Annotated in this window: 17 protein-coding genes; 7 read left to right on the top strand and 10 right to left on the bottom strand. The window is 65.0% G+C overall.

The window, feature by feature from the left end:
• Nucleotides 1-3 precede the first annotated feature (3 nt).
• On the bottom strand, nucleotides 4-780 hold the full coding sequence (locus ACFTOW_RS05275; protein ID WP_379913797.1) for an NAD(P)-dependent oxidoreductase: 777 nt from the start codon (nucleotides 778-780) through the stop codon (nucleotides 4-6).
• Between the two features lie 84 nt (nucleotides 781-864).
• Between ACFTOW_RS05275 and ACFTOW_RS05270 the strand changes: the two genes are divergently transcribed.
• Nucleotides 865-3,333, top strand: a complete 2,469-nt coding sequence (locus tag ACFTOW_RS05270; protein ID WP_379913795.1) for a penicillin acylase family protein — start codon at nucleotides 865-867, stop codon at nucleotides 3,331-3,333.
• Between the two features lie 174 nt (nucleotides 3,334-3,507).
• Here the strand turns inward: ACFTOW_RS05270 and ACFTOW_RS05265 are convergent, their stop codons facing one another.
• The 6 genes from ACFTOW_RS05265 to ACFTOW_RS05240 all read right to left on the bottom strand — a co-directional run bounded on the left by ACFTOW_RS05265 (nucleotide 3,508) and on the right by ACFTOW_RS05240 (nucleotide 11,395).
• Complete coding sequence (locus ACFTOW_RS05265) at nucleotides 3,508-3,885, bottom strand: hypothetical protein (protein ID WP_379913793.1); 378 nt, start codon at nucleotides 3,883-3,885, stop codon at nucleotides 3,508-3,510.
• Between the two features lie 325 nt (nucleotides 3,886-4,210).
• The gene (gene prfB, locus ACFTOW_RS05260) at nucleotides 4,211-5,332 is read right to left on the bottom strand and encodes a peptide chain release factor 2 (RefSeq protein WP_379913791.1); all 1,122 of its coding nucleotides are present in this window, start codon (nucleotides 5,330-5,332) and stop codon (nucleotides 4,211-4,213) included.
• Between the two features lie 110 nt (nucleotides 5,333-5,442).
• Nucleotides 5,443-7,971, bottom strand: a complete 2,529-nt coding sequence (locus ACFTOW_RS05255; RefSeq protein ID WP_379913789.1) for a penicillin-binding protein 1A — start codon at nucleotides 7,969-7,971, stop codon at nucleotides 5,443-5,445.
• A gap of 108 nt (nucleotides 7,972-8,079) precedes the next feature.
• A complete protein-coding gene (locus ACFTOW_RS05250) occupies nucleotides 8,080-9,297 on the bottom strand; it encodes an N-acetylmuramoyl-L-alanine amidase (protein ID WP_379913787.1) in 1,218 nt (405 codons plus the stop codon).
• A 69-nt stretch (nucleotides 9,298-9,366) separates the two neighbouring features.
• The gene (locus ACFTOW_RS05245) at nucleotides 9,367-10,239 is read right to left on the bottom strand and encodes an acyl-CoA thioester hydrolase/BAAT C-terminal domain-containing protein (protein ID WP_379913785.1); all 873 of its coding nucleotides are present in this window, start codon (nucleotides 10,237-10,239) and stop codon (nucleotides 9,367-9,369) included.
• A 4-nt stretch (nucleotides 10,240-10,243) separates the two neighbouring features.
• Nucleotides 10,244-11,395 carry a pyridoxal phosphate-dependent aminotransferase gene (locus ACFTOW_RS05240; RefSeq protein WP_379913783.1) on the bottom strand — a complete coding sequence of 384 codons (1,152 nt, stop codon included), beginning with the start codon at nucleotides 11,393-11,395 and terminating at the stop codon, nucleotides 10,244-10,246.
• Nucleotides 11,396-11,567: 172 nt separating this feature from the next.
• On the opposite strand from ACFTOW_RS05240, the gene ACFTOW_RS05235 reads away from it, so the two are divergent.
• Nucleotides 11,568-12,317, top strand: coding sequence for a DsbA family protein (locus ACFTOW_RS05235; protein ID WP_379913781.1), 750 nt, complete (start codon nucleotides 11,568-11,570; stop codon nucleotides 12,315-12,317).
• Nucleotides 12,318-12,794: a thioredoxin domain-containing protein gene (locus tag ACFTOW_RS05230; protein ID WP_379913779.1), complete on the top strand. Its 477-nt coding sequence runs from the start codon at nucleotides 12,318-12,320 to the stop codon at nucleotides 12,792-12,794.
• A gap of 3 nt (nucleotides 12,795-12,797) precedes the next feature.
• On the opposite strand, the gene ispG is transcribed toward ACFTOW_RS05230, so the two are convergent.
• The 3 genes from ispG to hemA form a co-directional block, all read right to left on the bottom strand.
• Nucleotides 12,798-13,925 carry a flavodoxin-dependent (E)-4-hydroxy-3-methylbut-2-enyl-diphosphate synthase gene (gene ispG / locus ACFTOW_RS05225; RefSeq protein ID WP_379913777.1) on the bottom strand — a complete coding sequence of 376 codons (1,128 nt, stop codon included), beginning with the start codon at nucleotides 13,923-13,925 and terminating at the stop codon, nucleotides 12,798-12,800.
• A gap of 73 nt (nucleotides 13,926-13,998) precedes the next feature.
• Complete coding sequence (locus ACFTOW_RS05220; RefSeq protein WP_379913775.1) at nucleotides 13,999-15,264, bottom strand: helix-turn-helix domain-containing protein; 1,266 nt, start codon at nucleotides 15,262-15,264, stop codon at nucleotides 13,999-14,001.
• A gap of 111 nt (nucleotides 15,265-15,375) precedes the next feature.
• The gene (gene hemA / locus ACFTOW_RS05215) at nucleotides 15,376-16,605 is read right to left on the bottom strand and encodes a 5-aminolevulinate synthase (RefSeq protein WP_379913773.1); all 1,230 of its coding nucleotides are present in this window, start codon (nucleotides 16,603-16,605) and stop codon (nucleotides 15,376-15,378) included.
• A gap of 198 nt (nucleotides 16,606-16,803) precedes the next feature.
• Here hemA and ACFTOW_RS05210 point away from each other — a divergent pair, with 198 nt between their 5' ends.
• From ACFTOW_RS05210 to ACFTOW_RS05195, 4 genes are all read left to right on the top strand, one after another.
• Nucleotides 16,804-18,180, top strand: a complete 1,377-nt coding sequence (locus tag ACFTOW_RS05210; RefSeq protein ID WP_379913771.1) for a M20/M25/M40 family metallo-hydrolase — start codon at nucleotides 16,804-16,806, stop codon at nucleotides 18,178-18,180.
• A gap of 82 nt (nucleotides 18,181-18,262) precedes the next feature.
• Nucleotides 18,263-19,603, top strand: coding sequence for an aminotransferase family protein (locus ACFTOW_RS05205; RefSeq protein ID WP_379913769.1), 1,341 nt, complete (start codon nucleotides 18,263-18,265; stop codon nucleotides 19,601-19,603).
• Nucleotides 19,600-20,292: a CoA transferase subunit A gene (locus tag ACFTOW_RS05200; protein WP_379913767.1), complete on the top strand. Its 693-nt coding sequence runs from the start codon at nucleotides 19,600-19,602 to the stop codon at nucleotides 20,290-20,292. Before ACFTOW_RS05205 ends, ACFTOW_RS05200 begins: the two co-directional genes overlap by 4 nt.
• Nucleotides 20,279-20,932, top strand: coding sequence for a 3-oxoacid CoA-transferase subunit B (locus ACFTOW_RS05195; RefSeq protein ID WP_379913765.1), 654 nt, complete (start codon nucleotides 20,279-20,281; stop codon nucleotides 20,930-20,932). The genes ACFTOW_RS05200 and ACFTOW_RS05195 overlap by 14 nt, the downstream gene beginning before the upstream one ends.
• The last annotated feature ends 21 nt before the right edge of the window (nucleotides 20,933-20,953 follow it).

Genomic DNA, 20,953 nt, shown 5'->3' with positions numbered 1-20,953 from the left:
GCCTCACGTCGTGACAACAACATCTGGTGCGACCCTGAACAGGCCAGTGCGCCTTAACCCACACAAATCGCGAAGGGACCCAAAACCATGCTCGAAATGATCCTCCAGCATGGTGGCGTGGCGGTTCTCCATCTGCCAGCTTCCTGCTGCGCCGCCCTTGATCACATCGACCACCGCACGGCCATCCAGCCCCGCCTTTTGCGCAAACGCCAGCCCCTCGGCCAGCCCCTGCACCAGCCCCGCGATGCAGATCTGGTTGACCATCTTGGTCAGTTGTCCGGCACCACTCTCGCCCAGTCGGCTGATCGACCGGCCATAGGCCGCCATCACAGGCGCGGCCCGGTCGAAATCGCCCTGATCGCCACCGCACATGATCGACAGCACGCCGTTCTCTGCCCCGGCCTGCCCGCCTGACACCGGGGCGTCGACGAACCCCACATCCTTGTCACGCGCAGCCTGATACAGCTCCGCCGTGACCCTGGCCGACACGGTGGTGTGATCGACAAACACCGCCCCCGCGGACATCCCCGCCAGCGCGCCATCCTCGCCCAGCACCACGCTGCGCAGGTCGTCGTCATTGCCGACGCAGGCCATCACGAAATCCGCCCCCGTCGCTGCCTCGCGCGGGGTCGCGGCGTGCCGACCGCCATGCTGTTCGACCCAGGCATCGGCCTTGGTGGTGGTGCGATTGTAGACGCAGACCTCGTGGCCCGCGCCCGCCAGGTGCCCGGCCATCGGATAGCCCATCACACCCAGCCCCAGAAACGCCAGTTTCGCCATTCTCCACCTCCTTGTAATGTTTGTGTTCGCTCCGGTTTGTGTCTAGGGATCGGGTCAAAGGCAAGAACGAACTGGAAAGCGGCAATGGCGCAGGTCTTTCATTGGCTGCTGCGGATCACGGGCGGGCTGATCGTGCTGGCGCTGCTGGCGCTGTTCGCCGTCTACCTTCTGGCCGCACGCTCCCTGCCCGATTACGACGCCCGCCATTCGGTCACCGGCCTGACCGCCCCGGTCGAGATCGTGCGCGACAACGCCAATGTGCCGCATATCCTGGGTCAGTCCGACGCGGACGTGTATTTCGGGCTGGGCTATTCGCACGCTCAGGACAGGCTGTGGCAAATGGTGGTGGCACGGCGCACGGCGCAGGGCCGGCTGTCCGAGGTATTCGGCACCCGCACGGTCGAAACCGACAAGCTGATGCGCCGATTGGATATCACCGGGGCCGCACGGGCCTCGGTGGACGCGCTGGATGCCGAGACATTGGAGGTGCTGCGCGCCTATTCCGCCGGTATCAACGCCCGCCTGGCCGAGATAAACGAGCGCGCGCTGGGCCGTGGTGCGCCCGAGATGTTCCTGTTCAACCCGTCGATTTCCCCCTGGCAGCCCTCGGATTCCATCGCCATGATGAAATTGCTGGCGTTGCAGGTTACGGGCCATCTGGAAACCGAGGTGCGGCGCGCTCGCGTGTCGCTGGTGCTGCCGGATGCCGCCCGGCTGGCCGATATCCTGCCCGCCGCGCCCGGCAGCGGCGTGGCCGCCCTGCCCGATTATGCCTCGCTGTTCGACACCCCTCTGCCCCGCCTGGCTCAGGCGCAGCCGGACGCCGCCCCTCCTGCCCTCTGGCCCGTCGCCCGGCCCGGGTTGCAAGGGGCGTCGAACGCCTGGGCCGCCGCGCCCAAACGATCTGCTGCCGGGGGCACTATCATGGCCAATGACCCGCATTTCGCCCTCTCGGCCCCGGCGCTGTGGTATCTCGCCCGGTTGGAGCTTTCGACCGGGGGCGTCATCGGCGCCACGATCCCGGGCCTGCCGGTGATCCTGTCGGGCCGCAGCCAGGATCTGGGCTGGGGCATCGCGGCCTCGCATATGGACGATCAGGATCTGTTCGTCGAACGCCTGAACCCGGACGACCCGCAGCAATACGAAACCCCCGACGGTTTCCGCGCCTTTGACACCCGGCGCGAGATCCTGCGCATCAAGGATGCGGCCCCCGTCACCATGACCCTGCGCCACACGCAAAATGGCCCGGTCCTGTCGGGCAGCGACTTCCAGCTTGGCACCGTCACGCCCCAGAACCACGTGATGGCGCTGGGATGGACCGGGCTGAACCGCGAGGATCGCAGCCTGGCGGGCTGGCTGCGGCTGATGCAGGCGCGCACGGTGCAGGACGCCATCGCCGCGATCGAGCCGCATGTCGCGCCGTCGTTCAACCTGGTGCTGGTGGACGGGGTGCAGATCGCGATGAAGACCATCGGCCACGCCCCGCGCCGGGATGCCGAGCACCAGAGCCAGGGGCGCATGCCCGCCCCCGGATGGCAGGACCGCAACCGCTGGAAAGGGCTCAGCCCCTATGGCTCGAACCCCGAGTTCATCCAACCCCCGGGTGGCATACTGGGCAGCACCAACAACAAGATCGTCGACCGGCCCTTTCCGCTGCACGTCTCGTTTGACTGGGGCGATACCCAGCGGGTGCAGCGCTGGACGCGGTTGATGCAGTCGCGGCAGGTGCACACGCGCGACAGTTTCATCGAAACGCAGCTTGATACGGTGTCACCGACCGCGCGCACTTTGCTGCCGCTGATCGCCGCCGATCTGTGGTTCACCGGCGCGCCGGCCCCCGAGGGGACGGCCGAGCGGCGGCGGCAGGATGCGCTGACCTTGCTGGCCGACTGGAACGGCGAGATGAACGAACACCTGCCCGAGCCGCTGATCTATTCGGCCTGGCTGCGGGCCTTGCAGGACCGGCTGATCCGCGATGAACTCGGACCCTTGGCGCGGGATTTTACCCATATAGAACCGTTGTTTATCGAGCGTGTCTACCGCAACGTCGATGGCGCCGGGGCGTGGTGCGACGTGATCCAGAGCGCGCCCGTCGAGACCTGCACCGACATCGCGCGGCAGGCGCTGGACGAGGCGGTGATCTGGCTGTCCGAGACCTATGGCGGCACGCTGGAATCCCTTCGCTGGGGCGACGCGCATCAGGCGACGCATGACCATCCGACGTTGGGGGACGTGCCGCTGCTGCGCTGGGTGGTGAACATCCGTCAGTCGACCTCGGGCGGGGATAACACATTGATGCGAGGGAAGATTTCAGGCCAAGGCCCGGCCCCGTTCGAGAATGTCCACGCCGCCGGCTATCGCGGGGTGTATGATTTCACCGACCCCGACAGCAGCGTTTTCATCCTGGCCACGGGGCAATCGGGGCACCCGTTGTCGCGGTTCTACGACGACATGGGAGAGCTGTGGCGGCGCGGGGAGTACATTCCGATGTCCCTGGATCTCGACCTCGCCCGCGCCGCCGCCGTGGGGATCACGCGGCTGATGCCACGGTGAGGTTATGGGGCGGAAATGGGGATGCACGAGGCATGCACAAGGTAGGCACAAGGTAGGTGTATGGGCTTGGGTCTGCTGAACGGTGGCTATGCGCAGGGAGCGGGCTTTGCAAACACTGGGCGGTTTCCCGACAGCAGACCTTAGCGCAATGCGCGGCGATCAACGGCAGGGACCCTAATTCACTTTATCCATGAACATCGCGATCATGTCCTCGGGGCCAGATAGTGCTTGCAGTGCAGGATCACTGCTCATCGTGCAGCCAACAACACCGGCAAGTTTTTCTTCAATCCTGATATGGAACATGCCTGATGCGTCTGGCCCGATCTGCGATGAAGCCATGCCCATTTCTCTGGCGATCTCTGGTCCACCAAGGTAAGTTTCGACAACTTCTCCAATCATCGAGCGACAGGCATTGATGGTCGCAATCTCACGAAAGACTGAGCGCCAGCCATTCGCGTCCGCCGCCACATCAAGATATCGCCATTCTGTTGGGTATTGCTGAGCGCCAACCGGTGCCGCCATTACGGTAAGTGCCAGTAGTACACGCCGCATTTGTCCCGTCCTCAATGACTATGGTTTGGTTTGAGGTTCTCAGATTGATGGGGGTATGGCAACGGCAGCTCTTTCGCATGGCCGACGGCAATCAGTCCTGACGCATCCCTTGATGAACGACCGGTCCGGTGAAGTAGCGTCGCGGCATCAGCGCAAGTTGTGAATTGCCGCCTAGGGCTACCTGCCGACATCGCCTCGGCTCTCGCGAACGACGGGTTCCGACCCGCAGTTTGCCAGTTCACTGCTCATCCGGCGAAGGTCAGCTATCGCGGCCTAGCACCGGGAGCGACGGTTCCGCTTCGGACTGCAAAGACGTAAAGCCCCCCTACTCCTCCTGCGCCTCGGCCCTGCTCTTCCCCGACACGTTCATCGCCAGTGTCGCGGCCATGAAGCCGTCGAGGGCGCCGTCGAGGACGCCTTGGGTGTCGCTGGTCTCGTAGCTGGTGCGCAGGTCCTTGACCATCTGGTAGGGTTGCAGCACGTAGGATCGGATCTGGTTGCCCCAGCCGGCGTCGCCCTTGGCGTCGTGGGCCTCTTGTATACTCGCGGTGCGCTTTTCCAGCTCCATCTGGTAGAGCCGCGATTTCAGCGCCTTCATGGCGATGTCGCGGTTCTGGTGCTGGGATTTCTCGGAACTTGTCACCACGATGCCCGTGGGGATGTGGGTGATGCGCACGGCCGAGTCGGTGGTGTTGACGTGCTGGCCCCCGGCCCCGGAAGAGCGGTAGGTGTCGACGCGGATCTCGGAGGGGTTCACCTCGATCTCGATGTTGTCATCGACCACGGGGTAGACCCAGACGGATGCAAAGGACGTCTCGCGCGTGCCCTTGCCGAAGGGCGAGATGCGAACGAGACGGTGCACGCCGGATTCGGATTTCAGCCAGCCATAGGCGTTCTGGCCCTTGATCTGGTAGACCACGGATTTGATCCCGGCCTCGGTGCCGGGGCTCATGTCCTGCTGATCGACCTGAAAGCCGCGCCGCTCGGCCCAGCGGACATACATGCGCGCCAGCATCTGCGCCCAGTCGCAGGCCTCTGTGCCGCCGGCACCTGCGTTGATTTCCAGAAAGGCGTCGTTGCCATCGGCCTCGCCGTTCAACAGCGCCTCAAGCTCCTTGGCGGCAGCGCGGGTTGCCAGCGCCTTGAGCGCGGTTTCGGCCTCGGCCACGACCTCGGTGTCGTCCTCCATCTCGCCCAGTTCGATCATGCCGACATGGTCGGTCATTTCCTGCTGGATGCTGTCATGGGTGGCTATGGCATCGACCAGCGCCTGCCGGTCGCGCATAAGCTTCTGCGCGGCGGCGGGATCATCCCAGAGGGTCGGATCCTCGACCCGTGCGTTGAACTCCTCAAGCCGGTGCCGGACGGTGTCCCAGTTCATGCGCTGGCGCAGCAGGTCCAGCGATTTTTCGATCTCGGCAACGGTGTTCTGGGCCTCGGCGCGCATGGGGGTGTCCTGAATTGAAGTGTCAGACCTGAATCTGGGTGTCAGACCGGGGTGATAGACCAGCACAGGGGGCGGGGCAAGGGTATGCCCTGCGCCCCCCATGCCTGCGGTCAGTAGAGGCCGCCCGAGGACATTGTGCCGAAGTCGGCCTTGGGGCCGACAACGCCGGTGCGCCCGCTCGAGGTGGTGACCTCGCTGCCCTGGCGGCGGCCGACCTCTTCGACCAGCGGCAGGTTGGCGCCCATGGCAAAGCCGCCGTCGAAGGTGATGCCGAACATCGGCTCTTCGCCCTCGCGGAAGCATTCGGCCACGACGTGATCGCCGGTGGCATCGTCGGAGAGGCGCGCGCCGGTGAAGCGGTCGATCTTGAGGAACATGCATTCGTCGGGGATGGCAAAGCGGCCGCCGCCGTATTTCTCGATCGCCTCGCTCATGAAACGCTGGAACACCGGGCCGCAAAAGCCGCCGCCCGAGGCCCCGCGGCCCAGGTTGCGCGGGGTGTCATAGCCGATGTAGCAGCCCGCGACGACCGAGTTGGTGAAGCCGACGAACCAAACGTCCTTGGAGTCGTTGGTGGTGCCGGTCTTGCCTGCGACGGGCACCGGCAGGTTGACGGTGCGGGCAGCGGTGCCCCGCTCGACCACGCCGTTCATCATCGAGGTGAGCTGATAGGCTGTGACGGCGTTCATCACGCGCTCGCGGTTGGTGACGATGCGGGGGCTTTCGGTGCCGGGGATCGCGGGATCCTCGCATTCGATGCAGTCGCGCTTGTCATGGCGATAGACCGTGGTGCCAAACCGGTCCTGGATGCGGTCGACCAGCGTGGGTTCGACGCGCTCGCCGCCATTGGCGAACATCGCGTAGGCCGCCACCATCTTGTAAAGGGTGGTTTCCTCGGACCCCAGCGAGTTGGCCAGAAACCGGCTCATCCGGTCGTAGACGCCAAAGCGCTCGGCATAGTCGGCGACCACATCCATCCCGACCTCTTCGGCAAGGCGGATGGTCATCAGGTTGCGCGACTGTTCGATCCCGGTGCGCAGGGGCGTCGGCCCGTAAAAGGTGTTCGTCGCATTGCGCGGCCGCCACAGGCCCTGCGGCGTGTTGATCTCGATCGGGGCGTCGATGACGATGGTTGCCGGGGTGTAGCCGCTGTCGAGCGCCGAGGCATAGACAAAGGGCTTGAAACTGGAGCCGGGCTGCCGCTGTGCCTGTGTGGCGCGGTTGAAGACCGAGTGCTGGTACGAGAACCCGCCCTGCATGGCGATCACGCGGCCGGTGTTGACGTCCATCGCCATGAACCCGCCCTGTACCTCGGGCACCTGACGCAGGGTCCAGCGGATGAAATCGCCCGTGCCGTCATCGCCTGTGGTCATCCGGCGGACATGCACCACATCGCCGGGTTCGAAATTGTCGAAAAAGCTGCCGCGCATCCACTGGATATCGTTGCGCGGGACCACGAAGGGTTCAGCCTCGGTTTCCTGCACGCCTTCGATGCCGACGCGCAGGGTCTGATCCTCGACCCCGAGAACCACGGCGGGATACCATGTGCCGTCCAGCGTGATGTCGCGCGCGACACTGACCGCAGCCAGCGCGTCGCGCCAGCCCTGCTCGCTGTCAAGGCTGTCGGCGGGGAGTGTTTCGCCAGTGCCGCGCCATTCGCCAAGCCCACGGTCATACTCTTCGAGTTGCCGGCGCAGCGAGTTTGCCGCGATTTCCTGCATTTCGGGGTCGATGGTGGCGCGCACCACCATGCCGCCGGAAAAGAACTCGTCCTCGCCGAAGGTTTCAGACAACTGGCGACGGATTTCATCGGTGAAGTAGTCGCGCGGCGGAAGGGCGGTTCTGTAGCTTTCGAAATCACCGTTCTGGACCGATCGCAGCGGCATTGCCTGTTCAAGCTGGTACTCGGCCTGGGTCAGGTAGCCGTTTTCATGCATTTCCCGCAGCACAAAGGCCCGGCGCGCCAGCAGCCGATCCTTTTGACGGACCGGGTGATAATCGGACGGTGCCTTGGGCATCGAGGCCAGCGCGGCCGCCTCGTGCGGTTCAAGTTCGCTGAGGGTCTTGTTGAAATAGGTCTGGGCCGCCGCCGTCACCCCGTATGAGTTCTGGCCCAGGAAGATCTCGTTCAGGTACAACTCGAGGATCTTGTCCTTGGTCAGCGTCTGCTCAAGCCTGGTGGCAAGGATGATCTCCTTGATCTTGCGTTCGGCCTGCCGTTCGCCGCCCAGCAGAAAGTTCTTCATCACCTGTTGCGTGATGGTCGAGGCCCCGCGCACATCCTGCCCGCGCGATGCTACGGCCTCGTAGGCGGCAACGGCGATGCTGCGGGCGTCAAAGCCCTGGTGGGAATAGAAATTCTTGTCCTCGGCGCTGATGAAAGCCTGCTTGACCAGATCGGGAATTTCCTCGGCCGGGGTGAACAGGCGACGTTCCTGCGCGAATTCGTCGATGATGCGCCCCTCGGCCGAATAGATCCGGCTGATCGTGGGGGGCGTGTATTGCGCCAGGCTTTCGTGGCTGGGAAGGTCGCGGCCATACATCCAGAACACCGCGCCGACCGTCAATGCGACCATCAGCAGGCCAAGAGTGACCAGCGTGAATATCCCGCCCAGAAAAGATAGAATGAACCGTAGCACCTGTATTCCCTTTGCCGTGTGGCGTTCTGTTTACATGGGGCGGCGTGCGCGGTCAAAACAACTTGGCGTGCCGGATGGGCGAAACCTTGCCCGCCGGGTTGCCGGACGCTACTGGCGGCGCAGCCCGGCGCGGGCGATGTCATCCTGTGCCCAGGCCTGCAACCCGGCGGCGATGCCTTGGGCCATGCCCCTGCGCCAGTCAGGGTCTTTCAGGTTGGCCGCGTCGCGCGGGCTGGACAAAAACCCCACCTCGATCAGCACCGAAGGGATATCGGCGGCCTTGAGCACCGAGAACGCGCCGCGGCGCAGGGGCCTGTTGTTGACCGGGCCGCCCGCATCCTGCATGCCCACGACCAGCGCATTGGCCAGCCGCTCGGTGCGCGGCTGGGTGTCGCGCCGGGCCAGATCCATCAGGATGCCTGCCACGACGTCATCCTGCCCGTCCAGATCGACGCCCGAGAGCAGATCATCGCGGTCGTGCCGTTCGGCCAGCAGGCGGGTGGCGGCATCGCTGGCCTCGTCATCCAGCACATGCACGGTGGCCCCGTGGGCCTGCCCCTGCGCCAGCGCATCGGCATGCAGCGACATGAAGACATGGGCGCCTGCCTCGTGCGCCATGGCGACCCGGCGTTCGAGCGAGACAAAGATGTCATCGTCGCGGGTCAGCACCACCTGAAACCCGCCTGCCCGGCGCAGCACATCACGCAATTCGCGGGCGAAGGTCAGCATCAGCTCTTTTTCGGTGATGTCTTCGTATTCGGCCCCCGGATCGATGCCGCCATGGCCAGGGTCCAGCACCACCACGATCGGCCCCTGCCCCATGGGAACGGCCGGGGCGATATCGACCGTGCTGGGCACGGGCAGATCCCAGCGCGGATCGCGCGGCGCGCCCGAGCGGGCGGCGAAATCATCGGCATCGGCGCGGCGCAACTGCACCTCCAGCACGGCGGTGCCGGAGTCCGGCTTCACGTGCATGCCCGCCTTTGCCACGGCCAGCGGGCCATCAAGATCGATCACCATGCGCGACCAGCCCGGGCGGAACCCGCCAAAGCGCACCTCGGTTGCGGCCTCGGAACGGTCAAAGCCCTGCGTGGTCAGCCCGTCCCATACGACCTCGCGGAAATCCAGCACAAGGCGTGGCGGCTCTGCCAGCGTATAGGCGCGCCAGGGCACGCCCTGCGACAGCGCCAGCGTCAGGGCCGCGCCGCCATGGGTGTCGGTCAGCGAACTGGCCGCGGGATCGACCCGCGCCAGCGCGCTGAACTCTTGCGCCGCGGCACCCGTGCCCCAGACCACACATATCAGAAATGCCAGAACCCTGCCCATGCCATGCCCCCTGCCGGTTCCGCCCGGCTTGCGCGCAAACTAGCAGAAATCGCCCGGGCAGGAAAAGCCTTAGCGCATCACAGGCGGCAGGCAGCCCGCGTTCTGCGCGGTGGCGGTCAGAAAGGTGACAACCTCGGCCCGGGCAGAGGCGTGATCGAGCAGGTAGTGATCGGTATCCAGGATGCGCAGGGTAACCGGATGGGCGAACTCTGAGGCAGTCAGGCGTTCGGCGGCGGCGCGCGCCATCTCGGCCGAGGGCCAGACCTGATCCTGCGCGGCGCCCAGCAGCAGGACCGGGCCCGCGATACGCTCGACCGGGATGGCGGCGCGGTCCGTGGCGGTGGGGTTTTCCAGCGCGCGGCGGTGCATTTCCAGATAGCCATCGCCAGCAAGGATGCCGCGCAGCGCCGACAGATCGCGGGGATAGGGCACAAAGGCCAGCCGCTGATCGCCGCGCCGCCAGCTTGACCAGCGAAAAGGCGTGATGCGCGACGACTGAAACACCACATGCGACGGGGCCACCGCCGCAACGGCACCCACCGACGGGGTACCCGAGGCCAACAGCAGCGCCAGTTCCGCCCCCTTCGAGGCCCCGGCCAGGTAGATGCAGCGCGCATCGACGCGTTCCTCCTGCGCCAGCGTGGCCAGATGGCTTTCCAGCGGGTCCAGTGCGATGCGATCCAGATGCGCGGGCGTTCCCGGCGCGCCGAAATAGGCCACGCGCGCCACATGAAACCCGGCCAGCCCCAGCTCTGCGACCAGCGGATGATCAGGACGGAACCGCCCGCCCTCGGAGCCGCCCAGCAGCACCACGACCGGCGCGCGTCCGGGGCCTGCGTCAAACTCGGACGCGATACCGGGGGCCGGGGATTGCGCGCGCCAGATCAGCGCCAGCACCAGCGCGGCGAGGGCCAGAACCACGAAGGCCAGCGCGCGCTTCATGGCGCTACAGGCGTCCGGTCTGCCGCATGAACCGTTCCAGCCGCGCCAGACCTTCGGTGATGTCGGCGGTGGCGCGGGCATAGGAAAACCGGATCGTCCCCGCCCCGCGCGCCGCGTCGAAATCCAGCCCCGGCGTGACGGCGACGCCCGCCTGGTCCAGTATCTCGGCGCAGAAGGCGCGGCTGTCATCGGTCATGTGGCTGACATCGGCATAGACGTAGAACGCACCGTCAGGGGGCGCGATGCGGTCGAACCCGGCCTTGGGCAGGCCGTCCAACATCAACTGGCGGTTTTTTGTATAGACGGCCATGTTGTCGCGCAACTCGTCGCCACCATCCATCGCCGCCAGCGCCGCGATCTGGCTGGCATGGGACGGGCAGATGAACAGGTTCTGCGCCAGTCGTTCGACCCGCCGCACATGATCGGGCGGCACCACCATCCAGCCGATGCGCCAGCCGGTCATGCTGAAATACTTGGAAAACGAGTTGATGACGTAGCACGCGTCGTTGATTTCCAGCGCGGAGACGGCCTTGGCCTCGTATTCGATGCCGTGATAGATCTCGTCGCTGATGAAGGCCGCGCCCTGATCCGCCGCTGCATCCATCAGCGCGGCCATTTCCGCTCGGCCCAGCATCGTGCCGCTGGGATTGGCGGGGCTGGCCACCATCAGCCCGGCCAGATCCAGCCCCGCCAGATCGCCCGGCACCGGCTGGAACCGGTTTTCGACGGCGGTTTCGATCATCACCGGGGACAGGTCCAGCGCCTTGAGAATCTGGCGATAGCTGGGATAGCCGGGCGCGCCGATGCCCACCCGGTCGCCGGCATCAAACAGCGTGGTGAAGGCGAGGATGAAGGCCCCCGAGCTGCCGGGCGTCACGACCACGCGGGCCGGGTCGAGATCGACACCGTACCACTCGCCGTACAGGCGCGCGATGCGCGCGCGCAACGCGGGCAGCCCCAGCGCCACGGTATAGCCCAGCGGCTGGTCCTGCATGGCATGGGCCAGCGCGTCGCGCGCAACCGCCGGTGCGGGCGTGCCGGGCTGGCCCACCTCCATGTGGATGATGTGGCGGCCTGCCTCTTCTGCGGTGCGGGCGGCCTCCATCACGTCCATCACAATGAAGGGATCGACATCGCCACGGGTTGAGTTCCGCATCATGTTCTTCCTATGGTTTGCACAAGCGGTCAGTTCACAGGCAAAGCGCGCGAGGGTCAATGTCTTGTATCCGGCAATCTGCCCTTGCGAGGATGATCGCAGTCACGCTGGCATTCACACGCAGGATGTGATCTCTGCCGCCCAAACCGCGTGCATAACGGAGTTGACCAAGATGAACCGCACACTTGCCGCCGCCACCCTGTCGCTGGCCGCCCTTGCGGCCCCTGCCGGGGCTTTTGACCTGACCCAGATGACCGAGGACGAGCGCACGGCGTTCCGTGCCGAAATCCGCGACTATCTGCTGGAAAACCCGCAGGTGATCATGGAGGCGGTCGCGGTTCTGGAACAGCAACAGACCGAACAGCAGGCGCAGGCCGATGTCGATCTTGTGCGGGTCAATGCCGAGGCCCTGTTCAACAACAGCGACGACTGGGTCGGCGGCAACCCCGACGGCGACGTGACCATCGTGGAGTTCATGGACTACCGTTGCGGCTATTGCCGTCAGGCCTTTGCCGAGGTCGAGCAGTTGCTGGAGTTCGACGACAACATCCGCCTTGTCCTCAAGGAATTTCCCATTCTGGGTGAGCAATCGGTGATGGCATCGCGCTTTGCGCTGGCCACAAAGGCCGTCGCGGGCGATGAGGCCTACAAGCAGGTGCATGACGCGCTGATGAGCTATACCGGCAGCATCGGCACCGGATCGCTGACCCGTCTGGCCGAAGGGCTGGGGCTGGATGCCGAGGCGATTCTGGCCGGGATGGATGCGCCGGGCGTCGACCGGATCATCGCAGAAAATCGCGCGCTGGCCGGGCGGTTGCAGATTCAGGGCACGCCCAGCTTTGTCTTTGGCGAGCAGATGGTGCGCGGCTATGTGCCCATCGACGGGATGCAGCAGCTCGTCGAGCAGGTCCGCGCCGAGTAAATGCGCGCGCTGGGCCTTGCCGCCTGCGCCTTGCTTGGTGCAGGCACGCCGCTGGTGGCGCAGACCGACTTCACCGCCCTGACCGCAGCGGAACGCGCGGCGTTTCATGCCGAAATCCGCGCGGTCCTGTTGGCAGACCCGAATCTCGTGGACCGGGCGCTGGCAGGGCCGTCGCCCTTTGCCGATGCGGTGGACAGCGACCTGTCGGCGATCGACCGTCACGCCGATACGCTGTTTCCGGATGGCGCGGCGCTGGCCGTTTTCACTTCACCTGACTGCACCGATTGCGATCGTGCGCTGGAGGAACTGGCCGCGCTGGCGCAGGAGTTGGGCGTGAGTTTCACCATACTCGACATGGTCGACCACGGCGATCTGGCCGCCGCGCTGGAGCTGGACATGGCCCCCTCTTACGTGTTTCCGCGCATGATGGTGCGCGGCCACGTGCCGCCCGTGGTGCTGCGTCGGTATCTGGAGTAGCGCCTATTCGGCGGCCTGTGCCGACTGGCTTGCCTCGATCTCGGCGGCCTTTTTCTCGACCTCTTCGACGATATGCTCGATCATCTGGTCGTTGCTCATCTTGTGGCTTTGCTTGCCCGCCAGATAGACCATGCCAGAGCCGTTGCCGCCGCCGGTAAAGCCCACATCGGTCATCAGCGCCTCGCCGGGGCCGTTGACCACGCAGCCGATGATGCTCAGGCTCATGGGCGTCTTGATGTGTTCCAGCCGCGTCTCCAGCGCCTCGACCGTCTTGATCACGTCAAAACCCTGCCGCGCGCAGGAGGGGCACGAGATGATGTTGACCCCGCGATGACGCAGGCCCAGCGATTTCAGGATCTCGAACCCGACCTTGACCTCTTGCACGGGGTCAGCCGAAAGCGACACGCGGATCGTGTCGCCGATGCCCATCCACAGCAGGTTGCCCAGCCCGATCGCCGATTTGATCGTGCCGGATGTCAACCCGCCAGCCTCGGTGATGCCCAGATGGATCGGCGCGTCGGTCTGATCGGCCAGCATCTGATACGCGGTGGCGGCCATGAACACGTCCGACGCCTTGCAGCTGATCTTGAACTCGTGAAAGTCGTTGTCCTGCAGGATCTTGATGTGGTCCAGACCGGATTCGACCATGGCGTCGGGCGTCGGCTCGCCGTATTTGTCGAGCAGGTGCTTTTCCAGACTGCCGGCGTTCACCCCGATGCGGATCGAGCAGTTGTGATCGCGCGCGGCGCGGATCACTTCGCGCACACGGTCCTGGCTGCCGATGTTGCCGGGGTTGATGCGCAGGCAGGCGGCCCCGGCCTCGGCGGCCTCGATCCCGCGTTTGTAATGAAAGTGGATGTCGGCCACGATGGGCACCGGGCTTTCGCGCACGATCTCCTTCAACGCGCGGCTGCTGTCCTGATCGGGCACCGAAATGCGCACGATATCGGCCCCGGCCTCGGCGGCGGCCTGCACCTGCGCGATTGTGGCGGCGATGTCGGTGGTCGGCGTGTTGGTCATGGTCTGCACCGTGATCGGCGCATCCCCCCCGACCGGCACGTTGCCCACCATGATCTGGCGGCTTTTGCGGCGGTGGATGTTGCGCCACGGGCGGATGTGGTTGAGCGACATTGAAAGCCTCCTGCGCAGGGGTGTCACCATGGACTTAGGCCGTGACAGGCCCGCGCGCAACGTCTTATCCGGGTCAGTCTGCCGCGAGGGTGTCGGATGGCTGCCCACGCAATTCAGCCACAACCCGGGCGAGATCGCCATCGGCGTCGATATCGGCCATCTGATAGGTGCCGGTCAGGCTGTCTGCGGCCAGCACCAGGTTGGACGTGACCGAGCCGCGCGCACCGGCGGGGCCGTAGGTCTGACCATCGACGGCGAAATAGATCGCGCCGCTTTCGCCAACACGGATCGTGTGCGGGTCCTGTGTCTGGGCCACGGCATAGGTGTCGCCGCCTTCCATGATGCCTTCGAATACGGTGGTCCCGTCGGCCGAGCGCACCCGGACCCATGACGGGCGCGCGGCCACGATCGTGACACCCGGGCCCAGCCTTTCAACCACTTGCGGCAGGGTGCTGTCCCCTTGGCCCGCACCGTCCTGACCCGCCACGCCCTGCGCCTCGGCCAGGGCCAGCGCGATGGCATCCGTGCGGTCGATCTGGGGCAGCGACGGCCCCTGAAGCGGGAACACGCCCTGCGGCATCGACGGACCTTCGGGCGCGGCAAACACGCCGACCGTGTCAGGATCAAGGGTGGAAATCGGCGCATCCCGCGATACCAGCACGGGCACATCCAGCGCCTCGGGCCGATACAGGCGGTCCAGTGCCTCGGGCGCGGGCGCGAACGCGCCATTGGATTGCGCCGTCATCAGCGGATCAAGGTCCGACAGCACATCGGGCGCGTTTTCGACCGGCGTGACCTGCACCTGCTGCACCTTGGTGAACACCGTCCAGCCGCCAAACCCGATGGACCCGATCAGCGCCAGCAACACCAGCACCGACCCGACAGCGCCCGGTTCCACCTGGCTGAACAGCGCGTCGCGGGCAGGGGCAAAGGGGGTTGTGGGCTGCGAGAACGGATCACGCGCCACGGGGGCCTGCCGGGGCAGATCGGGCTTCTTGATCGAACTGGCCTCGGCCGACATGCCATGCGCGGTCGAAAAGCCGCTTTCGGCGCAGAACTGCGCAAAGGCATGGTCGGGATCCATGTTCAGATAGCGCGCGTAGGACCGAACGTAGCCGGCAATGAAGCCGGGCGTGTCAAAGGCCGAAGGATCGCAGTTTTCGATGGCGGCAATGTAGTTGGCCTTGATGCGCAGCTCGCGCTGCACATCCAGCAGGGACTTGCCCAAGGTGGCGCGTTCGCCGCGCATCATGTCGCCAAGACGCAGATCAAAATCATCGAACCCTTTGGGTTCGTCGGCTTTCACCCCGCCTTCGCGCTGAGATCTGCGCCCGATCATGCCACCCTGCCCCGTTTTGCAGTCGCCACCCGAAGTCATCCCCGATTCGAGTCGCGCCATTTCTTAACGGCAGGCTACCACGAAACAAGGCGGATAACACCTGCGGTGGGGTCAGGCACTCAATTCGGCACGATTTAGCGCACAGTGCGACCACAGATTATCCATCGCGCGCACCAGCTTGTCCGTCTCGCTCGCGCCGTGCACCGGCGACGGGGTAAACCGCAGCCGCTCGGTCCCGCGTGGCACGGTGGGATAGTTGATCGGCTGCACATAGATCCCGAACTGGTCCAGCAACATGTCCGACAGTTTCTTGGTATGCACCGGATCGCCGACGATGACCGGCACGATATGGCTGCCGTGGTCGATGATGGGCAGGCCCATGCCCTTGAGCCGCAGCTTCAGCACCTTGGCCTGCTGCTGATGCGCGTCGCGCAGCCGCTGCCCTTGCGAGGTCTTGAGCCACGCGACCGAGGCTGCAGCCCCAGCCGCGATGCTGGGCGGCAGCGATGTGGTGAAGATGAAGCCGGGCGCATAAGACCTTATGGCATCGCACATTTTTTCCGATGCGGCGATATAGCCGCCCATCACGCCATAGGCCTTGGCGAGGGTGCCGTTGATGATGTCCAGACGGTGCATCAGCCGGTCACGCTCGGCCACGCCGGCCCCGCGCGGGCCATACATGCCCACGGCATGGACCTCGTCGATATAGGTCAGCGCGCCGAATTCGTCAGCCAGGTCGCAGATCGCCTCGATCGGGCCGAAATCGCCGTCCATCGAATAGACGGATTCGAACGCGATCAGCTTGGGCGTGGCGGGATCGTCGGCGGCCAGCAACTCGCGCAGATGGGCCACGTCGTTGTGACGGAAAATCCGCTTGGCCCCGCCGTTGCGACGCACACCTTCGATCATGCTGGCGTGGTTCAGTTCGTCGGAATAGATGATCAGACCGGGAAAGAGTTTCGGCAGCGTGCTGAGCGTGGCATCATTGGCGATGTAGGCCGAGGTGAACAGCAACGCCGCCTCCTTGCCGTGCAGATCGGCCAGTTCCGCCTCAAGCCGCTTGTGATAGACCGTGGTGCCCGAGATGTTGCGCGTGCCGCCCGATCCGGCGCCCGTCGCTTCCAGCGCCTCGGCCATCGCGGTCAGGACAACCGAATTCTGCCCCATTCCCAGGTAATCATTACCGCACCAGATGGTTACGGGCTGCTTCTCACCGTCCGGGCGATGCCATGTGGCATGGGGAAAATTGCCCTTTTCACGCTCGATATCGATGAAGGTGCGATAGCGGCCTTCTTCGTGCAGACGGTTGATCGCTTGATCCAGCTGGGCGTTGTAATCCACCGGGCTTGTCCTTTCGGTCTGGATGGCGATGCAATGCATCGCCGTTCTAGGAATTAGACTGGATATAATCCTGCCCACATGTGTGCAACAGGTTACAAAATGCCACGGTCCGCCTGCCTTGATTTACATCAAACGCCGGCGCCCGATTGCACCTTCCGTAACAGACGCTAGGCTGCGCCAAAATGAAAAGGAGCCGCCATGACCACCGATCCCGTTCTTGACCACATCGATGCCGACCTGCCCAATGCGATTGCCCGCCTGCAGGATCTGCTGCGCATCCGGTCGATCTCGACCGATCCGGAGTTTGCGGACGAGTGTCAGCGCGCGGCCGAGTGGCTGGTGGAGGATCTGCAATCCATCGGCATTGACGCAACGGTGCGCCCGACGCCCGGTCACCCGATGGTGGTGGGTCACATGGACGGACCGGTAGAGGCGCCGCATATCCTGTTTTACGGTCACTATGACGTGCAACCCGTTGATCCGGTTGAGTTGTGGGACAGCGACCCGTTCGACCCGGCGGTCGTTGACGGCCCCCATGGTCAGACGATCCGGGCGCGCGGATCATCGGATGACAAGGGTCAGTTGATGACCTTTGTCGAGGCGTGTCGCGCCTGGAAAGCGGTGCATGGCAGCCTGCCCTGTCGGCTGACGATCCTGTTCGAGGGCGAAGAGGAATCATCCTCGCCCTCGCTGGTGCCGTTCCTGACCGAAAATGCCGACGAGCTGCGCGCCGATCTGGCGCTGATCTGCGACACCGGGCTGTTCCAGTCGCAGACGCCCGCGATCATGACCATGCTGCGCGGCCTGGTGGCCGAAGAGGTCACGATCCACGGCCCCGCGCGCGATCTGCATTCGGGCATGTATGGCGGGGTGGCAATGAACCCGATCCGCGTTCTGACCCGCGTTCTGGGTGGCCTGCATGACGATCAGGGGCGCGTCACGATCCCCGGGTTCTATGACGGTGTCCCCGATCTGGATGCGGAGCTGGCCGCGCAATGGGACGCGCTGGGTTTTGATCACAAGCGGTTTCTGGGCGATGTCGGGCTGGGCATACCCGCGGGCGAGCAGGACCGCACGCCGCTGGAAATGATCTGGTCGCGGCCCACGGCGGAAATCAACGGCATCTGGGGCGGCTACACCGGCGCGGGGTTCAAGACCGTTCTGCCCGCGCAGGCCCATGCCAAGATCAGTTTCCGCCTTGTGGGCGATCAGGATCCTGTGGCGATCCGCGCCGCGTTCCGCGACTGGATCACCGCGCAACTGCCCGCCGACTGCCGGGCCGAGTTCAAGCTGTCGGGCGGGGCCGGCGGGTCGCGCATGGCCACCGATCATCCGCTGTTCGAACAGACCCGCGCCGCCCTGACCGAGGAATGGGGCGACGAGGCGGCCTATGTGGGCTGTGGCGGCTCGATCCCGATCGCGGGGCATTTCAAGACGATCCTGTGCATGGATGCCCTGCTGACCGGGTTCGCCCGCGACGATGACAATATCCATTCCCCGAACGAGAAATACGATGTCGCCTGTTTCCACAAGGGCATCCGAAGCTGGGCGCGGATGCTGGGCAAGCTGGCGTAGAACGCAGGCGGGACGACCGTTATGGGTTTGAACGGTCGGCCCTGCCGTGCAAGATAGCCGCAGACTTTCAAGGAACGTGCCAATGGCCAGCAAACTTTTCTACCAATCCCGCCTGCCGCGCCCCGAACTGGATCGCGCCGAAGGCATCTACATGTGGGACAAGAGCGGCAAGCGTTACATAGACGGCTCCAGCGGGGCGATGGTCAGCAACATCGGCCATTCCAACCCCGCCGTTCTGGGCGCCATGCGCGCGCAGATGGAGAAATCGACCTTTGGGTATCGGTTGCACTTCCAGACGGAAGCATCGGAAATCCTTGCAGAAAAGACAGCCGTTCTGTGCCCCGAGGGGTTGAGCCGGGTGTTTTTCGTGTCGGGCGGGTCCGAGGCGGTGGAAAGCACGCTGAAACTGGCGCGGCAATATGCGCTGGCGATCGGTCAGGCGCAAAGGTTCAAGGTGATCTCGCGCATGCCGTCCTATCACGGCTCCACGCTGGGCGCGCTGGCGGTGACGGGCTATGCGCCGCTGTCCGCGCCTTTCGATCCGATGTTGCAGCGAATGCCCAAGATCCCCGCGCCGCGGGCCTATCTGGATGGGCTGGACGCGGATGATCCGGCCACGGGGCACCATTACGCCGACATGCTGGAGCGCAAGATCCTGGACGAAGAGCCCGATACCGTGCTGGCCTTTATCGTCGAACCTGTCGGTGGCGCGTCCACCGGCGCGCTGGTGCCACCTGCGGGCTACATGCAAAGAATACGAGAAATTTGCGATACTTACGGGGTGTTGTTGATCCATGACGAGGTGATGTCAGGCGGCGGGCGCACGGGCAAGTTCTGGGGTGCAGATCACTGGGGCACGGCGCCTGACCTGATCTCGATCTCCAAGGGGTTTGGCGGCGGCTATGTGCCGCTGGGCGCGATGATCGCGCGCGACGACATTGTGGATGCCGTGCTGGATGCAGGCGGGTTTGCCCATGGCCACACCTATGCGGGCAACCCGTTGGCCTGCGCCGCAGGGGCCGCCGTGATCGACGAGATCGAACGCGCCGGTTTGATCGGCAATGCAGAAGCGGTCGGTATCTATCTGAAATCGCGCCTGAATGCGTTGATGAACCGCTATCCGTTCATTGGCGATGTGCGCGGCAAGGGCTTGCTTCTGGCATTTGAACTGGTGGCGGATCGCGTGACGATGGAGCCACTGCCGCCCGGCCTGAACGCGCATTCCCGGCTGGTCGATATCGCCTATGACAAGGGGCTGATCATCTATTCGCGCCGCACGCGCGGGGGGCTGTCGGGTGATCATTTCCTTGTCTGCCCGCCGATGATCACGACCGAGGCGCAGGTGGACGAGGTCATGGAGATGCTGACCGCCGCGCTGGACGATTTCGCGGCCGAGGCCGGTCTGGACCGGGCCGCCGCATGAGGCTGCCCGACAAGACCACCAAGATGGAACAGGCCGTTGCCGCCATTCCGGACGGGGCGGCGGTGATGCTGGGCGGGTTCGGTGTGCCGGGCACGCCTTTCCTTTTGATTCAAGAGCTTGTGCGTCAAGGCAAACGCGATCTGACAGTCATCAAGAACGACGCGAATGAAACCGGCATGGGGGTTGATCACCTGTTGGTGGCCGGGTGCGTAAGCCGCCTGATCACCACGCATCTGGGGCTGAATGCCAATGCGATCAAGCAGATGAACGACGCAACGATTGCGGTCGAGTTCTGCGCGCAAGGGATTCTGGCCGAGCGTATCCGCGCAGGCGGTGCGGGCCTGCGCGGCATCCTGACCGACATCGGGATGGACACCGAACTGGGCGCGGGCAAGCCCCGTGTCACGCTGGATGGGCAGGCGTGGATGGTCGAAACCGCGTTGCGTGCCGACGTGGCGTTGTTGCATGCCGCTGCTGCCGATACATTCGGCAATCTGCGCTATGCTGCCACGGCGCGCAATTTCAACCCGCTGATGGCGATGGCCGCTGACACCGTGATCGTCGAGGCCGAGCAGATCGTCGCCCCCGGCGCGCTGGCCCCCGATGACATCCACACCCCCGGCCCCTTCGTCGATCACGTCGTGCACATCCCCGAACTGACACAGGAATACGCCGTTGTCCGACGCTAAGACCCGCATGATCGCCCGCGCCGCGCGTGACATCGCGACCGGCATGGTGGTGAACCTTGGCATCGGCCTGCCAACGCAGGTCGTGGGCCATCTGGCGGCGGATTTTCCGGTCTGCCTGCATACCGAAAACGGGCTGACGGGCATCGGCCCCGCCCTGCCCCCCGAGAAGGCCGACCGTAACCTGATCGACGCGGGCGGGGCCTATGTCTCGACCCTGCCGGGTTCGGCGTTCTTTGACAGCGCCACCAGCTTTGCGCTGGTGCGGTCGGGGCGGCTGGACCTGACCATGCTGGGCGCGTTCGAGGTGGCGGAAAACGGCGACCTGGCGAACTGGAAGATCCCCGGCAAATTCTCGCCCGGGGTCGGCGGGGGGATGGAAATGGCGCAAAAGGCGCGGCGCGTGGCCGTGCTGACCACCCATACCGACCGGGCGGGCAATCCCAAGCTGCTGACGCGCTGCACCCTGCCTTTGACCGCATCGGCCTGCGTCACCCGCATCTTTACCGACATGGCGGTGATCGACGTCACTCCCGGTGGCTTTGCCCTGCGCGAACTGGCGCAGGGCGTGACCGTGGCGCAGGTGCAGGCGGCCACAGGGGCCGCGCTGCACGTGCCCGAGGGTGACATACCCGAATTCTGATCCGTGATCCGATGGCTTGCA

This window comes from Lacimonas salitolerans (genome assembly GCF_042677865.1).
In the GTDB taxonomy this organism is placed as follows: domain Bacteria; phylum Pseudomonadota; class Alphaproteobacteria; order Rhodobacterales; family Rhodobacteraceae; genus Lutimaribacter; species Lutimaribacter salitolerans.
This window is presented reverse-complemented; position numbering and strand designations above follow the sequence as displayed.

Bases quoted from the DNA above. Each gene is read 5' to 3' on its own strand.
- ACFTOW_RS05275 (WP_379913797.1), bottom strand. From the start codon at position 780: ATGGCGAAACTGGCGTTTCTGGGGCTGGGTGTGATGGGCTATCCGATG.
- ACFTOW_RS05270 (WP_379913795.1), top strand. From the start codon at position 865: ATGGCGCAGGTCTTTCATTGGCTGCTGCGGATCACGGGCGGGCTGATC.
- ACFTOW_RS05265 (WP_379913793.1), bottom strand. From the start codon at position 3,885: ATGCGGCGTGTACTACTGGCACTTACCGTAATGGCGGCACCGGTTGGC.
- prfB (WP_379913791.1), bottom strand. From the start codon at position 5,332: ATGCGCGCCGAGGCCCAGAACACCGTTGCCGAGATCGAAAAATCGCTG.
- ACFTOW_RS05250 (WP_379913787.1), bottom strand. From the start codon at position 9,297: ATGGGCAGGGTTCTGGCATTTCTGATATGTGTGGTCTGGGGCACGGGT.
- ACFTOW_RS05245 (WP_379913785.1), bottom strand. From the start codon at position 10,239: ATGAAGCGCGCGCTGGCCTTCGTGGTTCTGGCCCTCGCCGCGCTGGTG.
- ACFTOW_RS05240 (WP_379913783.1), bottom strand. From the start codon at position 11,395: ATGCGGAACTCAACCCGTGGCGATGTCGATCCCTTCATTGTGATGGAC.
- ACFTOW_RS05235 (WP_379913781.1), top strand. From the start codon at position 11,568: ATGAACCGCACACTTGCCGCCGCCACCCTGTCGCTGGCCGCCCTTGCG.
- ACFTOW_RS05230 (WP_379913779.1), top strand. From the start codon at position 12,318: ATGCGCGCGCTGGGCCTTGCCGCCTGCGCCTTGCTTGGTGCAGGCACG.
- ispG (WP_379913777.1), bottom strand. From the start codon at position 13,925: ATGTCGCTCAACCACATCCGCCCGTGGCGCAACATCCACCGCCGCAAA.
- ACFTOW_RS05220 (WP_379913775.1), bottom strand. From the start codon at position 15,264: ATGATCGGGCGCAGATCTCAGCGCGAAGGCGGGGTGAAAGCCGACGAA.
- ACFTOW_RS05210 (WP_379913771.1), top strand. From the start codon at position 16,804: ATGACCACCGATCCCGTTCTTGACCACATCGATGCCGACCTGCCCAAT.
- ACFTOW_RS05205 (WP_379913769.1), top strand. From the start codon at position 18,263: ATGGCCAGCAAACTTTTCTACCAATCCCGCCTGCCGCGCCCCGAACTG.
- ACFTOW_RS05200 (WP_379913767.1), top strand. From the start codon at position 19,600: ATGAGGCTGCCCGACAAGACCACCAAGATGGAACAGGCCGTTGCCGCC.